General features: G+C 71.2%; 15 protein-coding genes and 4 pseudogenes. 10 read left to right on the top strand and 9 right to left on the bottom strand.

Translation table 11 applies throughout. The annotated features are described in order from the left end of the window. Positions 1-2: 2 nt before the first annotated feature. Together ACFZDC_RS01705 and ctaD are read right to left on the bottom strand one after the other, a co-directional pair. Positions 3-356 carry a hypothetical protein gene (locus ACFZDC_RS01705; RefSeq protein ID WP_391319361.1) on the bottom strand — a complete coding sequence of 118 codons (354 nt, stop codon included), beginning with the start codon at positions 354-356 and terminating at the stop codon, positions 3-5. Further along, positions 353-1978 carry a cytochrome c oxidase subunit I gene (gene ctaD, locus ACFZDC_RS01700; RefSeq protein ID WP_391319360.1) on the bottom strand — a complete coding sequence of 542 codons (1626 nt, stop codon included), beginning with the start codon at positions 1976-1978 and terminating at the stop codon, positions 353-355. Before ctaD ends, ACFZDC_RS01705 begins: the two co-directional genes overlap by 4 nt. Before the next feature lie 106 nt (positions 1979-2084). Here ctaD and ACFZDC_RS01695 point away from each other — a divergent pair, with 106 nt between their 5' ends. Both ACFZDC_RS01695 and ACFZDC_RS01690 read left to right on the top strand, forming a co-directional pair. Further along, entirely contained in the window at positions 2085-2648 is a 564-nt protein-coding gene (locus tag ACFZDC_RS01695) for a sigma-70 family RNA polymerase sigma factor (protein WP_391319359.1), read from the top strand. After that, entirely contained in the window at positions 2641-3651 is a 1011-nt protein-coding gene (locus tag ACFZDC_RS01690) for a CU044_5270 family protein (RefSeq protein WP_391319358.1), read from the top strand. Before ACFZDC_RS01695 ends, ACFZDC_RS01690 begins: the two co-directional genes overlap by 8 nt. Here ACFZDC_RS01690 and ACFZDC_RS01685 read toward each other — a convergent pair. Both ACFZDC_RS01685 and ACFZDC_RS01680 read right to left on the bottom strand, forming a co-directional pair. Then, a pseudogene (locus ACFZDC_RS01685) lies at positions 3652-3753 on the bottom strand (bifunctional 5,10-methylene-tetrahydrofolate dehydrogenase/5,10-methylene-tetrahydrofolate cyclohydrolase); the annotation flags it as partial. It lies immediately after the preceding gene. Between the two features lie 429 nt (positions 3754-4182). Beyond that, the gene (locus ACFZDC_RS01680) at positions 4183-4548 is read right to left on the bottom strand and encodes a nuclear transport factor 2 family protein (RefSeq protein WP_391319357.1); all 366 of its coding nucleotides are present in this window, start codon (positions 4546-4548) and stop codon (positions 4183-4185) included. 171 nt (positions 4549-4719) lie between these two features. On the opposite strand from ACFZDC_RS01680, the gene ACFZDC_RS01675 reads away from it, so the two are divergent. The 4 genes from ACFZDC_RS01675 (at position 4720) to ACFZDC_RS01660 (ending at position 7380) form a co-directional block, all read left to right on the top strand. After that, entirely contained in the window at positions 4720-5025 is a 306-nt protein-coding gene (locus ACFZDC_RS01675; protein WP_391319356.1) for a hypothetical protein, read from the top strand. Between the two features lie 240 nt (positions 5026-5265). Then, the gene (locus ACFZDC_RS01670; RefSeq protein ID WP_391319355.1) at positions 5266-6354 is read left to right on the top strand and encodes an S-(hydroxymethyl)mycothiol dehydrogenase; all 1089 of its coding nucleotides are present in this window, start codon (positions 5266-5268) and stop codon (positions 6352-6354) included. After that, positions 6354-6983, top strand: a complete 630-nt coding sequence (locus ACFZDC_RS01665; protein WP_391319354.1) for an MBL fold metallo-hydrolase — start codon at positions 6354-6356, stop codon at positions 6981-6983. The genes ACFZDC_RS01670 and ACFZDC_RS01665 overlap by 1 nt, the downstream gene beginning before the upstream one ends. Positions 6984-7011: 28 nt before the next feature. Further along, positions 7012-7380: a DUF4180 domain-containing protein gene (locus ACFZDC_RS01660; RefSeq protein WP_391319353.1), complete on the top strand. Its 369-nt coding sequence runs from the start codon at positions 7012-7014 to the stop codon at positions 7378-7380. Between the two features lie 40 nt (positions 7381-7420). Here the strand turns inward: ACFZDC_RS01660 and ACFZDC_RS01655 are convergent. Continuing rightward, positions 7421-8278, bottom strand: a pseudogene (locus tag ACFZDC_RS01655) (pyridoxal phosphate-dependent decarboxylase family protein); the annotation flags it as partial. Positions 8279-8465: 187 nt separating this feature from the next. On the opposite strand from ACFZDC_RS01655, the gene ACFZDC_RS01650 reads away from it, so the two are divergent. Further along, positions 8466-9161 carry a L,D-transpeptidase family protein gene (locus ACFZDC_RS01650; protein ID WP_391319352.1) on the top strand — a complete coding sequence of 232 codons (696 nt, stop codon included), beginning with the start codon at positions 8466-8468 and terminating at the stop codon, positions 9159-9161. A 37-nt stretch (positions 9162-9198) separates the two neighbouring features. Here the strand turns inward: ACFZDC_RS01650 and ACFZDC_RS01645 are convergent. Next, positions 9199-9426, bottom strand: a pseudogene (locus ACFZDC_RS01645) (gfo/Idh/MocA family oxidoreductase); the annotation flags it as partial. Here ACFZDC_RS01645 and ACFZDC_RS01640 point away from each other — a divergent pair. Both ACFZDC_RS01640 and ACFZDC_RS01635 read left to right on the top strand, forming a co-directional pair. Further along, positions 9426-9719, top strand: a pseudogene (locus ACFZDC_RS01640) (MarR family transcriptional regulator); the annotation flags it as partial. The pseudogenes ACFZDC_RS01645 and ACFZDC_RS01640 overlap by 1 nt on opposite strands. 99 nt (positions 9720-9818) lie before the next feature. Continuing rightward, positions 9819-10004 carry a hypothetical protein gene (locus ACFZDC_RS01635; protein WP_391319351.1) on the top strand — a complete coding sequence of 62 codons (186 nt, stop codon included), beginning with the start codon at positions 9819-9821 and terminating at the stop codon, positions 10002-10004. 105 nt (positions 10005-10109) lie between these two features. Here the strand turns inward: ACFZDC_RS01635 and ACFZDC_RS01630 are convergent, their stop codons facing one another. From ACFZDC_RS01630 to ACFZDC_RS01620, 3 genes are all read right to left on the bottom strand, one after another. Beyond that, positions 10110-11495 (bottom strand): alpha-lytic protease prodomain-containing protein, encoded by a 1386-nt coding sequence (locus ACFZDC_RS01630; RefSeq protein ID WP_391319350.1) that lies wholly within the window; start codon positions 11493-11495, stop codon positions 10110-10112. A 140-nt stretch (positions 11496-11635) separates the two neighbouring features. Then, on the bottom strand, positions 11636-12466 hold the full coding sequence (locus ACFZDC_RS01625; RefSeq protein WP_391319349.1) for an SAM-dependent methyltransferase: 831 nt from the start codon (positions 12464-12466) through the stop codon (positions 11636-11638). 50 nt (positions 12467-12516) lie between these two features. After that, positions 12517-12795, bottom strand: coding sequence for a hypothetical protein (locus ACFZDC_RS01620; RefSeq protein WP_391319348.1), 279 nt, complete (start codon positions 12793-12795; stop codon positions 12517-12519). A gap of 22 nt (positions 12796-12817) precedes the next feature. On the opposite strand from ACFZDC_RS01620, the gene ACFZDC_RS01615 reads away from it, so the two are divergent. Then, complete coding sequence (locus ACFZDC_RS01615) at positions 12818-13996, top strand: aminotransferase class I/II-fold pyridoxal phosphate-dependent enzyme (RefSeq protein ID WP_391319347.1); 1179 nt, start codon at positions 12818-12820, stop codon at positions 13994-13996. Positions 13997-14031 lie beyond the last annotated feature (35 nt).

Raw genomic sequence — 14031 nt, 5'->3', positions numbered from 1 at the left:
CCTCAGGCGGCGGCGAGCATCAGCAGGCCCGTCGCCGCCAGCAGGGCACAGCCCAGCACACCCCAGGCCACCAGCCGCTGCCGCAGCGTCCGGTACCTGGTCTCGTAGGTGGTCCGCAGCTCTTCGGCGCGTTCGGCGGTGCGCCGCCACGAGGCGCGGGCCAGCGCCAGGTACTCCGTCTCGAAGTGCCGCTCCAGATCGTCCCGTTGGGTGTCGGTCAGCCAGCCGAGCCGGGAGGCGGCACGGGCCGCGGCCGCGCGGCCCTCCTCCTGCGCTGCGGCGAGCAGCAGATGGCCCTCGATCTCCCGGACCAGCGCCGGGCCTTCTCGCCTACGGTCGTCCTCACCGGCACTCACCGCGCGGTCAGCTCCCTTGCCCGGCCGTCCATGTCCGGATGGTGCAGGTCGAACGCGGGGGATTCGCTGCGGATCCGGGGGAGTGAGCGGAAGTTGTGCCGGGGCGGCGGGCAGGAGGTCGCCCACTCGAGCGAACGGCCGTAGCCCCACGGGTCGTCGCTCCCGACCTTCTCGCCGTACTTGGCCGTCTTCCAGACGTTGTAGAAGAACGGGAGCATGGAGGAGCCGAGCAGGAACGAGAAGACCGTCGAGACCGTGTTCAGCGTGGTGAGCCCCTCGGCCGCCAGATAGTCGGGGATCCGGCGCTGCATGCCGTTCGCGCCCAGCCAGTGCTGCACGAGGAACGTGCCGTGGAAGCCGATGAACAGCGTCCAGAAGGTGATCTTGCCGAGGTGCTCGTCCAGCATCCTGCCGGTGAACTTGGGCCACCAGAAGTGGAAGCCCGCGAACATCGCGAACACCACCGTGCCGAAGATGACGTAGTGGAAGTGGGCCACGACGAAATAGGTGTCGGAGGTCGGGAAGTCCAGCGGCGGCGACGCCAGCATCACCCCGGTCAGCCCGCCGAAGACGAACGTCACCAGGAAGCCCGCCGCCCACAGCATCGGGGTCTCGAAGGACAGGCTGCCGCGCCACATGGTGCCGATCCAGTTGAAGAACTTCACACCGGTCGGGACGGCGATCAGGAAGGTCATGAAGGAGAAGAACGGCAGCAGCACACCGCCGGTGACGAACATGTGGTGCGCCCACACCGTCACGGACAGACCGGCGATCGCGATGGTCGCCGCGATCAGACCCATGTAGCCGAACATCGGCTTACGGGAGAAGACCGGGATGACCTCGGAAATGATGCCGAAGAACGGCAGCGCGATGATGTACACCTCTGGATGGCCGAAGAACCAGAAGAGGTGTTGCCATAGGAGGGCGCCGCCGTTGGCCGCGTCGAAGACATGGGCGCCGAACTTGCGGTCCGCCTCCAGGGCGAACAGCGCGGCCGCGAGGACCGGGAAGGCCAGCAGGACCAGGACGGCGGTCAGCAGCACGTTCCACACGAAGATCGGCATGCGGAACATGGTCATGCCCGGGGCACGCATGCAGATGATCGTGGTGATGAAGTTGACGGCGCCGAGGATGGTGCCGAAGCCGGAGAAGGCCAGGCCCATGATCCACAGGTCGGAGCCGATGCCCGGGCTGCGGACCGCGTCCGACAGCGGGGAGTAGGCGAACCAGCCGAAGTCGGCCGCGCCCTGCGGGGTGAGGAAGCCACCGACCGCGATGGTCGAGCCGAACAGGTACAGCCAGTAGGCGAACATGTTCAGCCGCGGGAAGGCCACGTCCGGCGCGCCGATCTGCAGCGGCATGATCCAATTGGCGAAGCCGGCGAACAGCGGCGTCGCGAACATCAGCAGCATCACGGTGCCGTGCATCGTGAACGCCTGGTTGAACTGCTCGTTCGACATGATCTGCAGACCTGGACGGGCCAGCTCGGCGCGCATGAGCAGCGCCAGCACGCCACCGATCAGGAAGAACGCGAACGCGGTGACCAAGTAGAGCGTGCCAATCGTCTTGTGATCGGTGGTCGTCAGCCACCGTACGGCCCTGATGTCTCTGATCCTCTTCACGCCCCGCCTGTGTCCGCGCCCGCCCCGTCGGCCACACTCGGACGGCGCGACAAGCATCACGGAAGAAGGGTGTGACGATCCGGGCGGTGCCGGACACGAACGAAACATGAGCAACGACGAGTTCTTCGCCGCTGCCTATCGCGAGCACTACTGGGCGGTCAGCCGCTATGTCGCCAGGCGACTTCAGCGGCGGGCCGACGAGGTGGAGGAAGTGGTGGCGGAGGTGTTCACGGTCGCCTGGCGCCGCCGGGCCGACCTGCCCGAGGCACCGCTGCCCTGGCTGTACGGGGTGGCACGCAACTGCCTGGCGAACGCGGTACGCGGCTACGGACGCCGGCGCCGGCTGGTGGACCGTGTCGGAAACGACGAGGCCGCGCACGGCCGGCACATCGTGGACAGCCCCGACGCCGAGGCCCCCGGTGCCTGGGTGCACGAGGCGCTGGACCGGCTCTCCCCGGCGGACCAGGAGGTACTCCGCCTCGCGGCGTGGGAGGAACTCGGCGTGGACGAGATCGCGGTGGCCCTGGGCTGCGGCAGACGGGCGGCGGCCATGCGCCTGCACCGGGCACGGGGCCGCCTCAGAGCCGAGATCGACCGGATGCGTGCCCTGGCCCCGCACTCCCCGCCCACCACCGACGCGACCGTCTGCAAGGACCATCGACATGGCTGACGAACTCGAACTCCTCCGCCGTGCCAACCCCGTGCCCGCCGACGGCCCCCACTTCGGCGACGGGCCACTGGACCACGGTGCCGAGCGGCAGCTGGAACGGCTGCTGCACGAGGCCCGCCCCCCGCGGCGCGTCCGGCTTCTGCCGCCACTGCACGGTCGCACCTCGCGCGCCCGGCTGCTGTGGGGCCTCGCCGCCACCGCCGTCGTCCTGGCGACCGCCCTCACCGTGCTGCTCGGAGGTCCGAGCACCCCGTCGGCGGTCGCCGCGCCGCGCCCGCTGACCGTCCGCGCCCACTCCACGCCCGTACCCCTCAAGGAGATGGTGCCCCTGGCCGCCGCGGCCGCCGCGGATGACTCGGCGCGGCTGGTCAAGGGCACACACGTGCAGTCGTGGAGCCTCGGCATGAGCGACGACAAGCCCCCCGTCACGCTCCCCGAGGAGCGGGTCGTGCGCTGGAGGGCGGACGACAGCCACACCGAGGTGGTCGTGGCGACCGACCCGAGCCATCCCGGTCGGCCGGTCCTCACCGACGAGGGCGACGAGCCGCGCCTGGTCGAGGACGGCCATGCCCTCAGCAGGACCACGTACCCGCCGAGCTGGAGCGACGCACCGCCCGAGGCCCGCCCGCCGCACACCCCCGCAGCCCTGCGTGCCTACCTGGCCGAAACCGTCCGCACCGACTCCCTGCGCACCCCCGAACTCCTCGAGGGCGTCGTGGAGTTGCTGGACCACTGGACCCTCGGTGCGCGGGAGTCGGACGCGCTGGTGCGCCTTCTCGCGGACGCCGAGGGCCTGCGGCCGGTGGGACAGGTCACGGACCGCCTCGGGCGCCCGGGGCAGGCGTACGTGTACGCCGGGGACGGCGGGGGCGGCCGGCGCATGCTGATCCTCGACCCGCGCACCGGCGCCGTCCTCGGCCTGGAGACCACCTTCACCCGGGACGACCCGGAGTACGGGGTCAAGGCAGGGGACGTCATGCAGTACAGCGCCTGGATGCGCTGATCACACCCCGAGCTGCCGGGCGGCGGCGGTCACGGTCTGCTCCAGCAGCGTGGCGATCGTCATCGGGCCGGCACCACCCGGCACCGGCGTGATCAACGAGGCGACGGCCTGAAGTACTGGCAGTACAAAGTGCTGTTGATGCTGCGCAGGTCCGGGCCACCCTACGGGTCCAGCCCCTCGCCGCTCGCCGACCTGCTCGGGCTGACCCGGGGCGCGCAGTCGCGGCTGGGCCCCATCGAGGAGGCCGGGCTCATCACCCGGACCCACGAGACCGGCGATCGCCGGCGCGTACGCGTACGGCTCACCGAGGCCGGACACACGGCGTTCGTGGCGCACTCGGCGGCTGAGGACGCGGGCGAGGGCGCGCTGCTCGCAGCACTGACCGAGGAAGAACGGCGGACACTCGCAGACCTGCTGCGGAAACCGGTCCTGGCCGCCGAGGGCAGGGCGGACGCGCCCGCCCCAGCGCCGCCCGGGCCGAGAAGGTCCAGGTCAGCCAGGAGGCGACCTGGACCCTCGCGAGCTTCCTTCCTACTCGTCCCATGCCTGGATCAGGATCTGTTCGGCGATCTTCCCGTCACGCAACGTGATCATCGACTCGGCGAGCACACGGGTGCCGTCCCCGTACTGGCAGGACTCGGTGAACGCGGCGTGGTCGCCCTGCATGACGCACTGGTCCAGCTTGTGCGTCATGTCGCGGCTGTAGACGTCGTCCAGCAGCTCGGCTATCTCGCCCCGGCCGTGCAGGACCTTGGGATGGCTCGGCTGGGCGTTGCGGTCGATGATGTGGATCTCCGCGTCGTCCGCGTAGAGGGCCAGCAGGGAGTTCCCGGTGTTTCCTTCTATGGCGCGGCGCAGTGTCTCGGTGTCGAAGGCGGAGCCTGTCGCGGTGCCCATGATGACCTCCTTCAGGCGCCCGCGGCCCGGCGGGGAGCGGACCGCACGGGCCCCACCTCCGAGCCTCCTCCGCCTCGACGGCAACGGCAAGCGCAGGGGGCCTGCTCCGCCTGACGAGTGAGCGTCGCCCGGCGCCCGTGTCCGACCGGGGTCCGTCGCGTTGCTGAAGGCATGATCTCAACACGACGTATCGTGGCCGCCGTCGGTCTGGCCGTCGGGGTCGCGGGGCTCGCCGCCCCGCTGGCCAACGCGGCCGACACGAGCGCATCGCACACCGGGCAGATCAACCCGATGACCGCGCTGGACTCGCTCGCCGTCAGCGACATCCCCGCTCAGCAGCAGGCCCGGATCCCGCGGGTCTCGGACCAGCTGCGCCCGATGAACCAGGTCGGCGAACTGAACCGGCTGAACGAGCTGCACCAGGTCACCGACCTCGCCGCCCCTTTGACCGGCCTGCTGCCCGCCGTCGGGGGCTGATCCACCCGCTGACCCGAGGGGCCGCCTCCCGCCGGGGGCGGCCCTCGCCGCTGGCCGGCCGTCCAGGGAACCAGGTGCTGTCCGGCGCCGGAAGGCGCTCCCACCGGTCGAGCCGAAGGCGTTCCAGATCAAGCACGACGGCCACTTCCTCGACATGATGGAGGAGCAGACGGGCGAGTCGGCCCGGCGGTCACGCGTAGGGTCGGCTCCGCAGGCACATCGAGGAAAAGGGGCCAGGCCATGGCGCAGGAAGTACGCGGCGTGATCGCACCGGGGAAGGACGAGCCCGTACGGGTCGAGACGATCGTGGTCCCGGACCCGGGACCCGGCGAAGCCGTCGTACGCGTCCAGGCCTGCGGCGTCTGTCACACCGATTTGCACTACAAACAGGGCGCTATCTCCGACGACTTCCCCTTCCTGCTCGGCCACGAGGCCTCCGGCGTCGTGGAGTCGGTCGGCGAGGGCGTCACCGACGTCGCCCCCGGTGACTTCGTCATCCTCAACTGGCGTGCCGTGTGCGGCCGGTGCCGGGCCTGCCTGCGCGGCCGGCCCTGGTACTGCTTCAACACCCACAACGCCGAGCAGAAGATGACCCTCGCCGCCACCGGGGAGGAACTCTCCCCGGCGCTCGGCATCGGCGCCTTCGCCGAGAAGACGCTCGTCGCGGCCGGGCAGTGCACCAAGGTCGACCCGGCCGTCTCCCCGGCCGTCGCCGGGCTGCTCGGCTGCGGTGTGATGGCCGGCCTCGGCGCCGCCCTCAACACCGGGAACGTCGGTCGCGGAGACTCCGTCGCCGTCATCGGCTGCGGCGGCGTCGGTGACGCGGCCATCGCCGGTTCGTACCTCGCCGGCGCGGTGAGGATCATCGCGGTGGACATCGACGACCGCAAGCTGGACAAGGCACGCACGCTGGGCGCCACCCACACCGTCAACTCCAAGGAGACCGACCCGGTCGAGGCCGTCCGCGAGCTGACCGGCGGCTTCGGTGCCGACGTCGTCATCGATGCGGTCGGCCGCCCCGAGACCTACAAGCAGGCCTTCTACGCCCGCGACCTGGCCGGCACCCTCGTCCTCGTCGGCGTCCCCACCCCCGAGATGAAGCTCGAACTGCCGCTGCTGGACGTCTTCGGCCGCGGCGGTGCGCTCAAGTCCAGCTGGTACGGCGACTGTCTGCCCTCCCGGGACTTCCCCATGCTCATCGATCTGCACCTGCAGGGCCGCCTGCCGCTGGACGCGTTCGTCACCGAGACCATCCAACTGGACGAGGTGGAGAAGGCGTTCGAGCGGATGCACCAGGGCGACGTGCTGCGCTCGGTGGTGGTGCTCTGATGACCGTCCGCATCGAACGCCTTGTCACCTCTGGGCAGTTCACCCTCGACGGTGGCACCTGGGACGTCGAGAACAACGTGTGGATCGTAGGCGACGAGCGGGAGGTGATCGTCATCGACGCCGCCCACGACGCCGAGGCCATCGCCCGCGCCGTGGACGACCGGCGCCTGACCGCGATCGTGTGCACCCACGCCCACAACGACCACATCGACGCGGCCCCCGCCCTCGCCGACCTCACCGGCGCCACCATCTGGCTCCATCCCGACGACCTGCCGCTGTGGAAGCTCACCCACCCCGACCGCGACCCCGACCGGCATCTGGACGACGGCCAGGTCATCGAGGCGGCCGGGGCCGACCTGACCGTCCTGCACACGCCCGGCCACGCCCCCGGCGCCGTCTGCCTGTACGACCCCGGGCTCGGCACCGTCTTCACCGGCGACACCCTCTTCCAGGGCGGCCCCGGCGCCACCGGGCGCTCGTACTCCAGCTTCCCGGCGATCATCGACTCCATCCGCGACCGGCTCCTCACCCTCCCGCCGGAGACCAAGGTGCTCACCGGTCACGGCGATTCCACGACCATCGGTGCCGAGGCACCCCACCTGGAGGAATGGATCGAACGCGGGCACTGAACCCCCGGGCGCCGCTAGGGTCACGATCATGACCACGAACACGCTCGTGACCCTCCATGACGTACGTGTCCTGCGCTGCGCCCCCGACGGCCCGTCCCTGGACGGCGAGAGCGCGGCGCTGGACCTGATCGGCGATGCGCTGGGACAGGACGCCCAGCTGGTCGCGGTCCCCGTCGGGCGGGTCCCGGACGAGTTCTTCCGGCTGCGTTCCGGCGTCGCGGGCGCCGTCGTCCAGAAGTTCGTGACCTACCGGCTGCGGCTCGCCGTCGTCGGCGACATCTCCGCCCACGTCGAGGCGAGCGACGCCCTGCGGGACTTCGTGTACGAGGCCAACCAGGGGGGCCACCTCTGGTTCCTCGCGGACGCCGGGGAACTCGAGGAGCGGCTGATCGGGTAAAGCCGGCACGTCCGTGCCGCTCTGCGCCAACCCGGAACCCTCAGGCCGAGGTTGCCGCGAGCACGTCCAGGACCCGCCGCGTGTCGGCCTCGGTGGTGCGCCAGTTGCTGAACGCGGCCCGCAGCGCGGGTACCCCGTCGTACACCGTCGGTGTCGGATACGCCTCCCCGGACTCGGCGACCGCCCGGGCCAGCGCGTCCACCCGCTCCCGCGCGGGCTTGTCGTCGGCGAGCGTGAAGCAGACGACGTTGAGCCGGACCGGGGCCAGCAGGCGCAGGCCCGGCAGGGCGTCGACGCCCTGGCCCAGGAGGCGGGCGAGGGCCACGTTCCGTTCGACGATCTCGCGGTGTCCGGCCCGGCCGTAGGCCACCAGGGAGAACCAGGCCGGCAGGGCGCGCAGCCGCCGGGAGTTCTCCTGGGTGAGGTGCAGGAAGCCGGGCTCGCCGGTGGGCGGGTCCAGGTACGGCGAGGCGTTGTGGAACACCGCCACCTGGAGATCGCGGCGGCGGGTGACCTGTACGGCCGCGTCATAGGGCACGTTGCGCCACTTGTGCAGGTCCACGCAGACCGAGTCGGCTGCGTCGAGTCCGTCGACCAGGGCCGCGTACTCGGGGGAGAGGGCGGCGAAGCCGCCGAACGCGGCATCCGCGTGCAGCCAGAAGTCGTGGCGCTCCTTCAGCGCGGCGATCGCCCGCGGGTCGTCGAAGTCGACGGTGTTCACCGTGCCGGCGTTCGCGACGACGATCGCGGGCCGGCCGCCCAGCTCCGCGAGCGCCGACTCCAGGGCGGCCACGTCCACCGCCTCCCGGTTCTGGCGAGGGTGCCGCGAAGCTCCCCCTCGTCCTCGGCCGAGCGGTTCCGGCACCGGCCCTCCTGCACAGCCGGGCCTGGTGGCCAGGGCGCGGGCGAGCGCGACGCGCTGGTCCTGGCGCGCGCGGCGGCGAAGTTCACCGTTCAGTCACAGCCTGGCCGGAACCACAACCCTCGTGCCCGTGCGCAGGTCTAGTAGGCCGAAGCTGCGGGAATCGCGAAGAGGACACCCCGGGGGAGGCCCTGGGAAAAGGGGAAAAGGGGAATAGGTCGACATGGGGGACATACGTAGACGAGGTGTGGTCGCGCTGGGCGTCATCGGACTGGTGGCGCCGCTCACGCTCGCCTTCACCGCGGCACCGGCCCAGGCCGCGAGCTGTACCACGCAGGCGGGGCCGTACCAGAAGCAGGTGGAGAAGTTCCTCGGCCGCCCGGTCGACGGGAAGCAGTCCGCCACCGACTGCAAGGCCATCCAGGCCTTCCAGAACAAGCACGGCATCACGCCGGCCGTCGGTTACGCCGGTCCCGTCACCTGGGGCGTGATGGACCTGATGAACAAGCAGAAGGCCGTCGGGGACAACCCCAACAAGGACGGCAAGTGCCCGGTGAACAAGGGCCGCATCGCCTGCGTGAACCTCACCCTCCAGCTGAGCTGGATCCAGGACGGGAACAGGCTCGTCCACGGGCCCGTGCCGGTGCGCACCGGTCGTGACGGCTACGAGACGCGCACCGGCCTGAAAAAGATCTACTGGCGGGACATCGACCACGTCTCGAACATCTACAACGTGCCGATGCCCTACAGCCAGTTCTTCGACGGCGGCCAGGCCTTCCACTCGGTGAACCTCAGCATGTGGAACCCGCCGGGCTCGCACGGCTGCGTCAACATGACCACGACGGAGGCCAAGAAGTACTGGTCGCTGCTGAAGACGGGTGACGACGTCTTCGTCTACGGTCGCAAGCCGGGCACCTGAACCCGCACAGGCACCCGGACCCCGAGCGCCCGAGGCCTCAGCTCTCGGGCGCGTGCCCGTGGTCGGGGATCGCCAGCCGGACCCCGCCCTGCCGCGCGGACTCGTGCGCGACGATGCCCGGCAGGGTGTAGCGGGCGGCCACCCACGCGTTCACCGACGGCGGGGTGCGCGTGTTGACGGCGGTCACGAAGTCGTCCACCAGGAAGTGCCGGCTGCCCTCGTGCCCATTGTGGAGGTGGTCGGACTCCCGCGGCGGCCGCGACCGGCGCCGCCGCGGGCGAGCCGATGGCCTTCCGGGTGATTGACGAGGACGCCCGGGGCCTGGTCACCCTGGTCGCACAGATCGCGGCGATGCCGCAGAAGATCCTGCTCGTCGGCGAAGGCGTCGGCCTCATGGATGTGGCGGGGGACACGGTGCGGGAGACCATCCGCGCCCACCGCCACCCGCCGGCCGCGCCGGTCGACCTGGAGACCAAGGTCTCCGACTTCCACGACTGGGCAGGTGGGGCAGCGGTGCCGGCCATCCAGGTCCTGGCGCTCGGTGCGGCGCGGGGCTGAACCGCCGCTCCCGCTCGACACATTGACGTGATGAGTAACACGGTCCGAAATGTCCGTATCGGGGGTGCTTGCTCACCATGCCTTCACGTCGACCGGCATATGCTTCACAGCATGTCCACCACTGTTGCAGCCGCCTCCGAGCGATCGGCCGCGGAGGTCAACGAGGAGATCAGGGCCCTGTGGCGCCGGTCGGGCGGGACACTGACCAGCGAGCAGCGCGCGGAGTACCAGCGCCTCGTGCTGGAGTGGGCCGAAGCGGCCCCGCAGTCGCACCGGGCGGCCTGAACCGGCCGACGGGCCACCGCCCCGCACCCGTCCGGGCACCCGTGAACGCAGGGATGCCCCTCGCGTCACACCTCCACGCAGCCGAACGGCTCCGGTCCAGCCTCGTCAGCCCCACGTGGCCGAGTAGTGCCGCTGGTACGCCCTGCGGTCCTGCTCGGCCCGGATGAAACGGGTCGCGACGAGGGCGATCAGACTGCCCGCGATGACCAGCAGCCCCGGACCGACGTTCCGGGTGTCCGTGAGCCGCGCCAGCAGCGTCTGGCCCTGAGTGGTGCTCGTCGCCGGCGCCGAGGAGCCGGGCGAGGCCGCGCTCGGCGCGACCGCACCCTGGCCGGCCGACCCGGTCGGCGCGGGGGAGGGGGACGCGTTCTGGGCACCGCCGGCGTTCTGCGCCGACACGATGAGCCGGACGTTCAGCGCCGCCATCGCCTTGGTCACCGGCTGGAAGAACGTCGTTCCGCCCGTGGTGCAGTCGCCGCTGCCGCCCGAGGTGACGCCCAGCGCGACACCCTCGGAGAACAGGGGGCCGCCGCTGTCGCCCGGTTCGGCGCACACATTGGTCTCGACGAGGCCGGTGACGGTGCCCTCGGGGTAGTTCACGGTCGCGTTCAGCCCGGTCACCTGGCCGTCGTGCAGGCCGCTGGTGCTGCCGCTGCGGAACACCCGCTGCCCCACCGTCGGATCGGTGGCCCCGGTGATCCGCACACCCTTGCCGCCGCCGATCGCGACCACGTCGGCGCCGTCACCCGCCTTGCCGGAGTTGTACTGCACGAGTGAGAAGTCGTTGCCGGGGAAGGTGCTGCTGATCGTCTTGCCCAGCTGCTGGTTGCCCTGGTTGTCGGCGAACCAGATCGATCCGGACGGCCCGCAGTGACCGGCGGTGAGGATGAAGTCGCTCTGCCCGTTGGTGACGTTGAACCCCGCCGAGCAGCGGCCGCCCGTCGACAGGATCGGCTGCGCCCCGTTCAGCCGCGTCGTGAAGGTGCCCTTCGTGCGTTCCATCTGCACGAAACTGCCGATCCCCGAGGCGACCTGGGTCATCCGGGACCAGTCGGCCGCCGACACCGTGCGGTCGGCCTGCACCACGACCCGGTTGGTCCGGTAGTCCACCGACCACGCGGTCCCCGCCACCCGGGGCGCCGAACGCAGCGTGGCGGTGGCCGACTTGAGCTCGTTCATGCTGTGCGGCACGACCTTCGCCTCGGCCCCCGCCCGCCGCACCGTCCGCGCCGCCTCGGAGTCGGTCACCGCCACGACCGGACGCCCGTCCCGGCCGATCCAGCTGCCCGCCGTCCGTGCCGTGCCGAGCCGCGCCACCAGCGCGGCTCCGGTGTCACCGGCCGTCCCGGCCGAACCGAACGGCCTGGCGGACGCCGGGGGAGTCTCGCTCGCCATGGCCGCCTGCGCGACCATCGCGCCTCCCAGGAGGAGTCCGCCGACCGCGGCCAGCCGTGTCACTCGCCTCACGACCCGTCGTCGTGCGTGCCTCATGCATGGCTCCCGAACCCCGAACGCGCGGTGCCCGGCCGGCACCGCGGGGCCCTCCGGTCGTCGAGCGCCCGACCGTGAGTACGTGGCCCGGCCCGGTCGCGTTCACCGACTTCGGTGATCTTCTCGGCCCACGCGCGCCGTCAGTTCTTGCACGCCACCCCGCCGAACATGGCGACCTCCTCCGGCTCGGCCCCGTGGCCGTCCTCCGGGCGCCAGCGCGAGCAGGACACCACGCCCGGCTCCAGCAGCTCCAGTCCGTCGAAGAACCGGGCGACGTCCTCGGGGCTGCGCTGGGTCAGCTTCGGAGTGCCGTGCTCGTTCCAGAACTTGACCGCCTCGTCCACGTCCGGCATCGACGGACTGGTGATGGTGTGCGACAGCACCAGATGACTGCCGGACGGCAGCCGGTCCGTCCACTGCCGTACCAACCCGTACGGGTCCTCGTCGTCACCGACGAAGATGACCACGCCGAGCAGCATCAGCGCCACCGGCTCGCTGAAGTCCAGTGTCTTCGCCGCGTGCTCGAGGATCGCGTCGACGTTGCGCAGGTCCGCGTCCAGGTAGTCGGTACGGCCCTCGGGCGTGCTGGTGAGCAGGGCGCGTGCGTGCGCGAGGACCAGCGGGTCGTTGTCGACGTACACGATCCGCGCCTCCGGCGCGATGCGCTGGGCGACCTCGTGCGTGTTGTCGGCGGTGGGCAGCCCGGTGCCGATGTCCAGGAACTGCCGGATGCCGACCTCGCCGACCAGATGACGCACGGCCCGCCCCAGGAACAGCCGGTCGGCGCGCGCGTACTCCCCGATGCCCGGGTGCAGTTGACGGATCTGATCGCCGGCCGCGCGGTCGACCTCGTAGTTGTCCTTGCCGCCGAGCCAGTAGTTCCATATCCGGGCCGTGTGCGGCTGGCTGGTGTTGATACGGGCGCGCAGCGACACGGCCACGTCGTTGGTGGCTGCCGGATTGTCGGTCACTTGGGTCAGCTCCTCGATGCCTGAGAGAGGTGCGCCATTCAACAGGCAATCTAGATGCCCGAGTTGATCTGTGCCGCTCGTCCGGGGTTTTCCACGGCCCGACCGATCCGCGACAGCCGTGCTCGCCCCACACGGGCGACCGGACCCTGCGCCGGATCCACGCGGCCGCACTCCTCGGCCCCGTCCACCGGCAGCGCCACGCCCGCGTGCGCGAGAAGGTCCGTGGTTCCGCCGGTGAGGTGCTCCCCGTCCGAGACCGACTCGCCACAGGCGGCCCCCGGGATGCCGCCCCGCCCCACCCGTCCGGCTCGCCCCGTTTCCGGTCGCACCGCAGCCGCCTATCTTGAGCCCATGACCAGCATCCCGCGCGACACACCCGGCGAACCGAACCCGCTGCGCGCCCTCTCCCTCGAGAGCCTGCGATGTCGTACGAGCATGAAGTGGCGCACCTACCCCGCGGACGTGCTCCCGCTGTGGGTGGCCGAGATGGACGTACCGCTGGCCGAGGCGGTCGTCCGCGCCGTCACCGACGCGCTCGCCCTGGGAGACACCGGCTACCCGGCGGGCACCGCCTACGCCGAGGCACTGGCCGGCTTCGCCGCCAAGCGGTGGAACTGGCACGGGATCGCGGTGGAGCGCACCGCGATCGTTCCCGACGTGATGCTCGGTGTGGTCGAAATGATCAAACTGGTCACCGGGCCCGGAGATCCGGTGATCGTGAACCCCCCGGTGTACCCGCCGTTCTACCAGTTCGTCACCCACATGGACCGCCGCGTGGTGGAGGCCCCGCTCGGCGCCGGCCTGCGCATCGACCTCGACCTGCTGGCGGACACGTTCCGGACGGCGACCGCCGGCGGCAGCCGTGCCGCCTTCCTGCTGTGCAGCCCCCACAACCCCACCGGCACCGTGCACACAGCCGCCGAACTGGCTGCCGTCGCGGACCTGGCCGAACGGTACGGCGTCCGGGTCGTCGCGGACGAGATCCACGCCCCTCTCGTCGCCCCCGGTGTCACCTTCGTGCCGTACCTGAGCGTGCCCGGCGCCGAACGGGGCCTGTCGCTGATGTCCGCGTCCAAGGGCTGGAACCTGGCCGGACTCAAGGCCGCGCTCGCCCTGGCCGGACCGGGAGCCGCCGCCGACCTCGCCCGGCTGCCCGAGGAGGTGAGCCACGGCCCCAGCCACATCGGCGTCATCGCCCACACGGCCGCCCTGAACGACGGTACCGACTGGCTGGACGCCCTGCTCGCGGGTGTCGACGCCAACCGGCGCCTGCTCACCGCCCTGCTCGCCGAGCACCTGCCGGCGATCCGCCCCTGTCCTGCCCAGGCCACCTACCTGGCCTGGCTCGACTGCCGTGCCCTCGATCTCGGCGACGACCCCGCGGAGGCGTTCCTGGAACGTGGCCGGGTCGCCCTCAGCTCCGGCCTCCCCTTCGGCACCGGCGGCGCCGGACACGCGCGCCTGAACCTGGCGACCTCTCCGGAAAACCTCACGGAGGCGGTACGGCGCATGGCGGCGGCGCCCGCCTGAGCCGCGGCCCCCGACCGGGCCGCCCGGAACGGCAC

This window comes from Streptomyces sp. NPDC007905, assembly GCF_042959345.1.
GTDB lineage: Bacteria > Actinomycetota > Actinomycetes > Streptomycetales > Streptomycetaceae > Streptomyces.
This window is presented reverse-complemented; position numbering and strand designations above follow the sequence as displayed.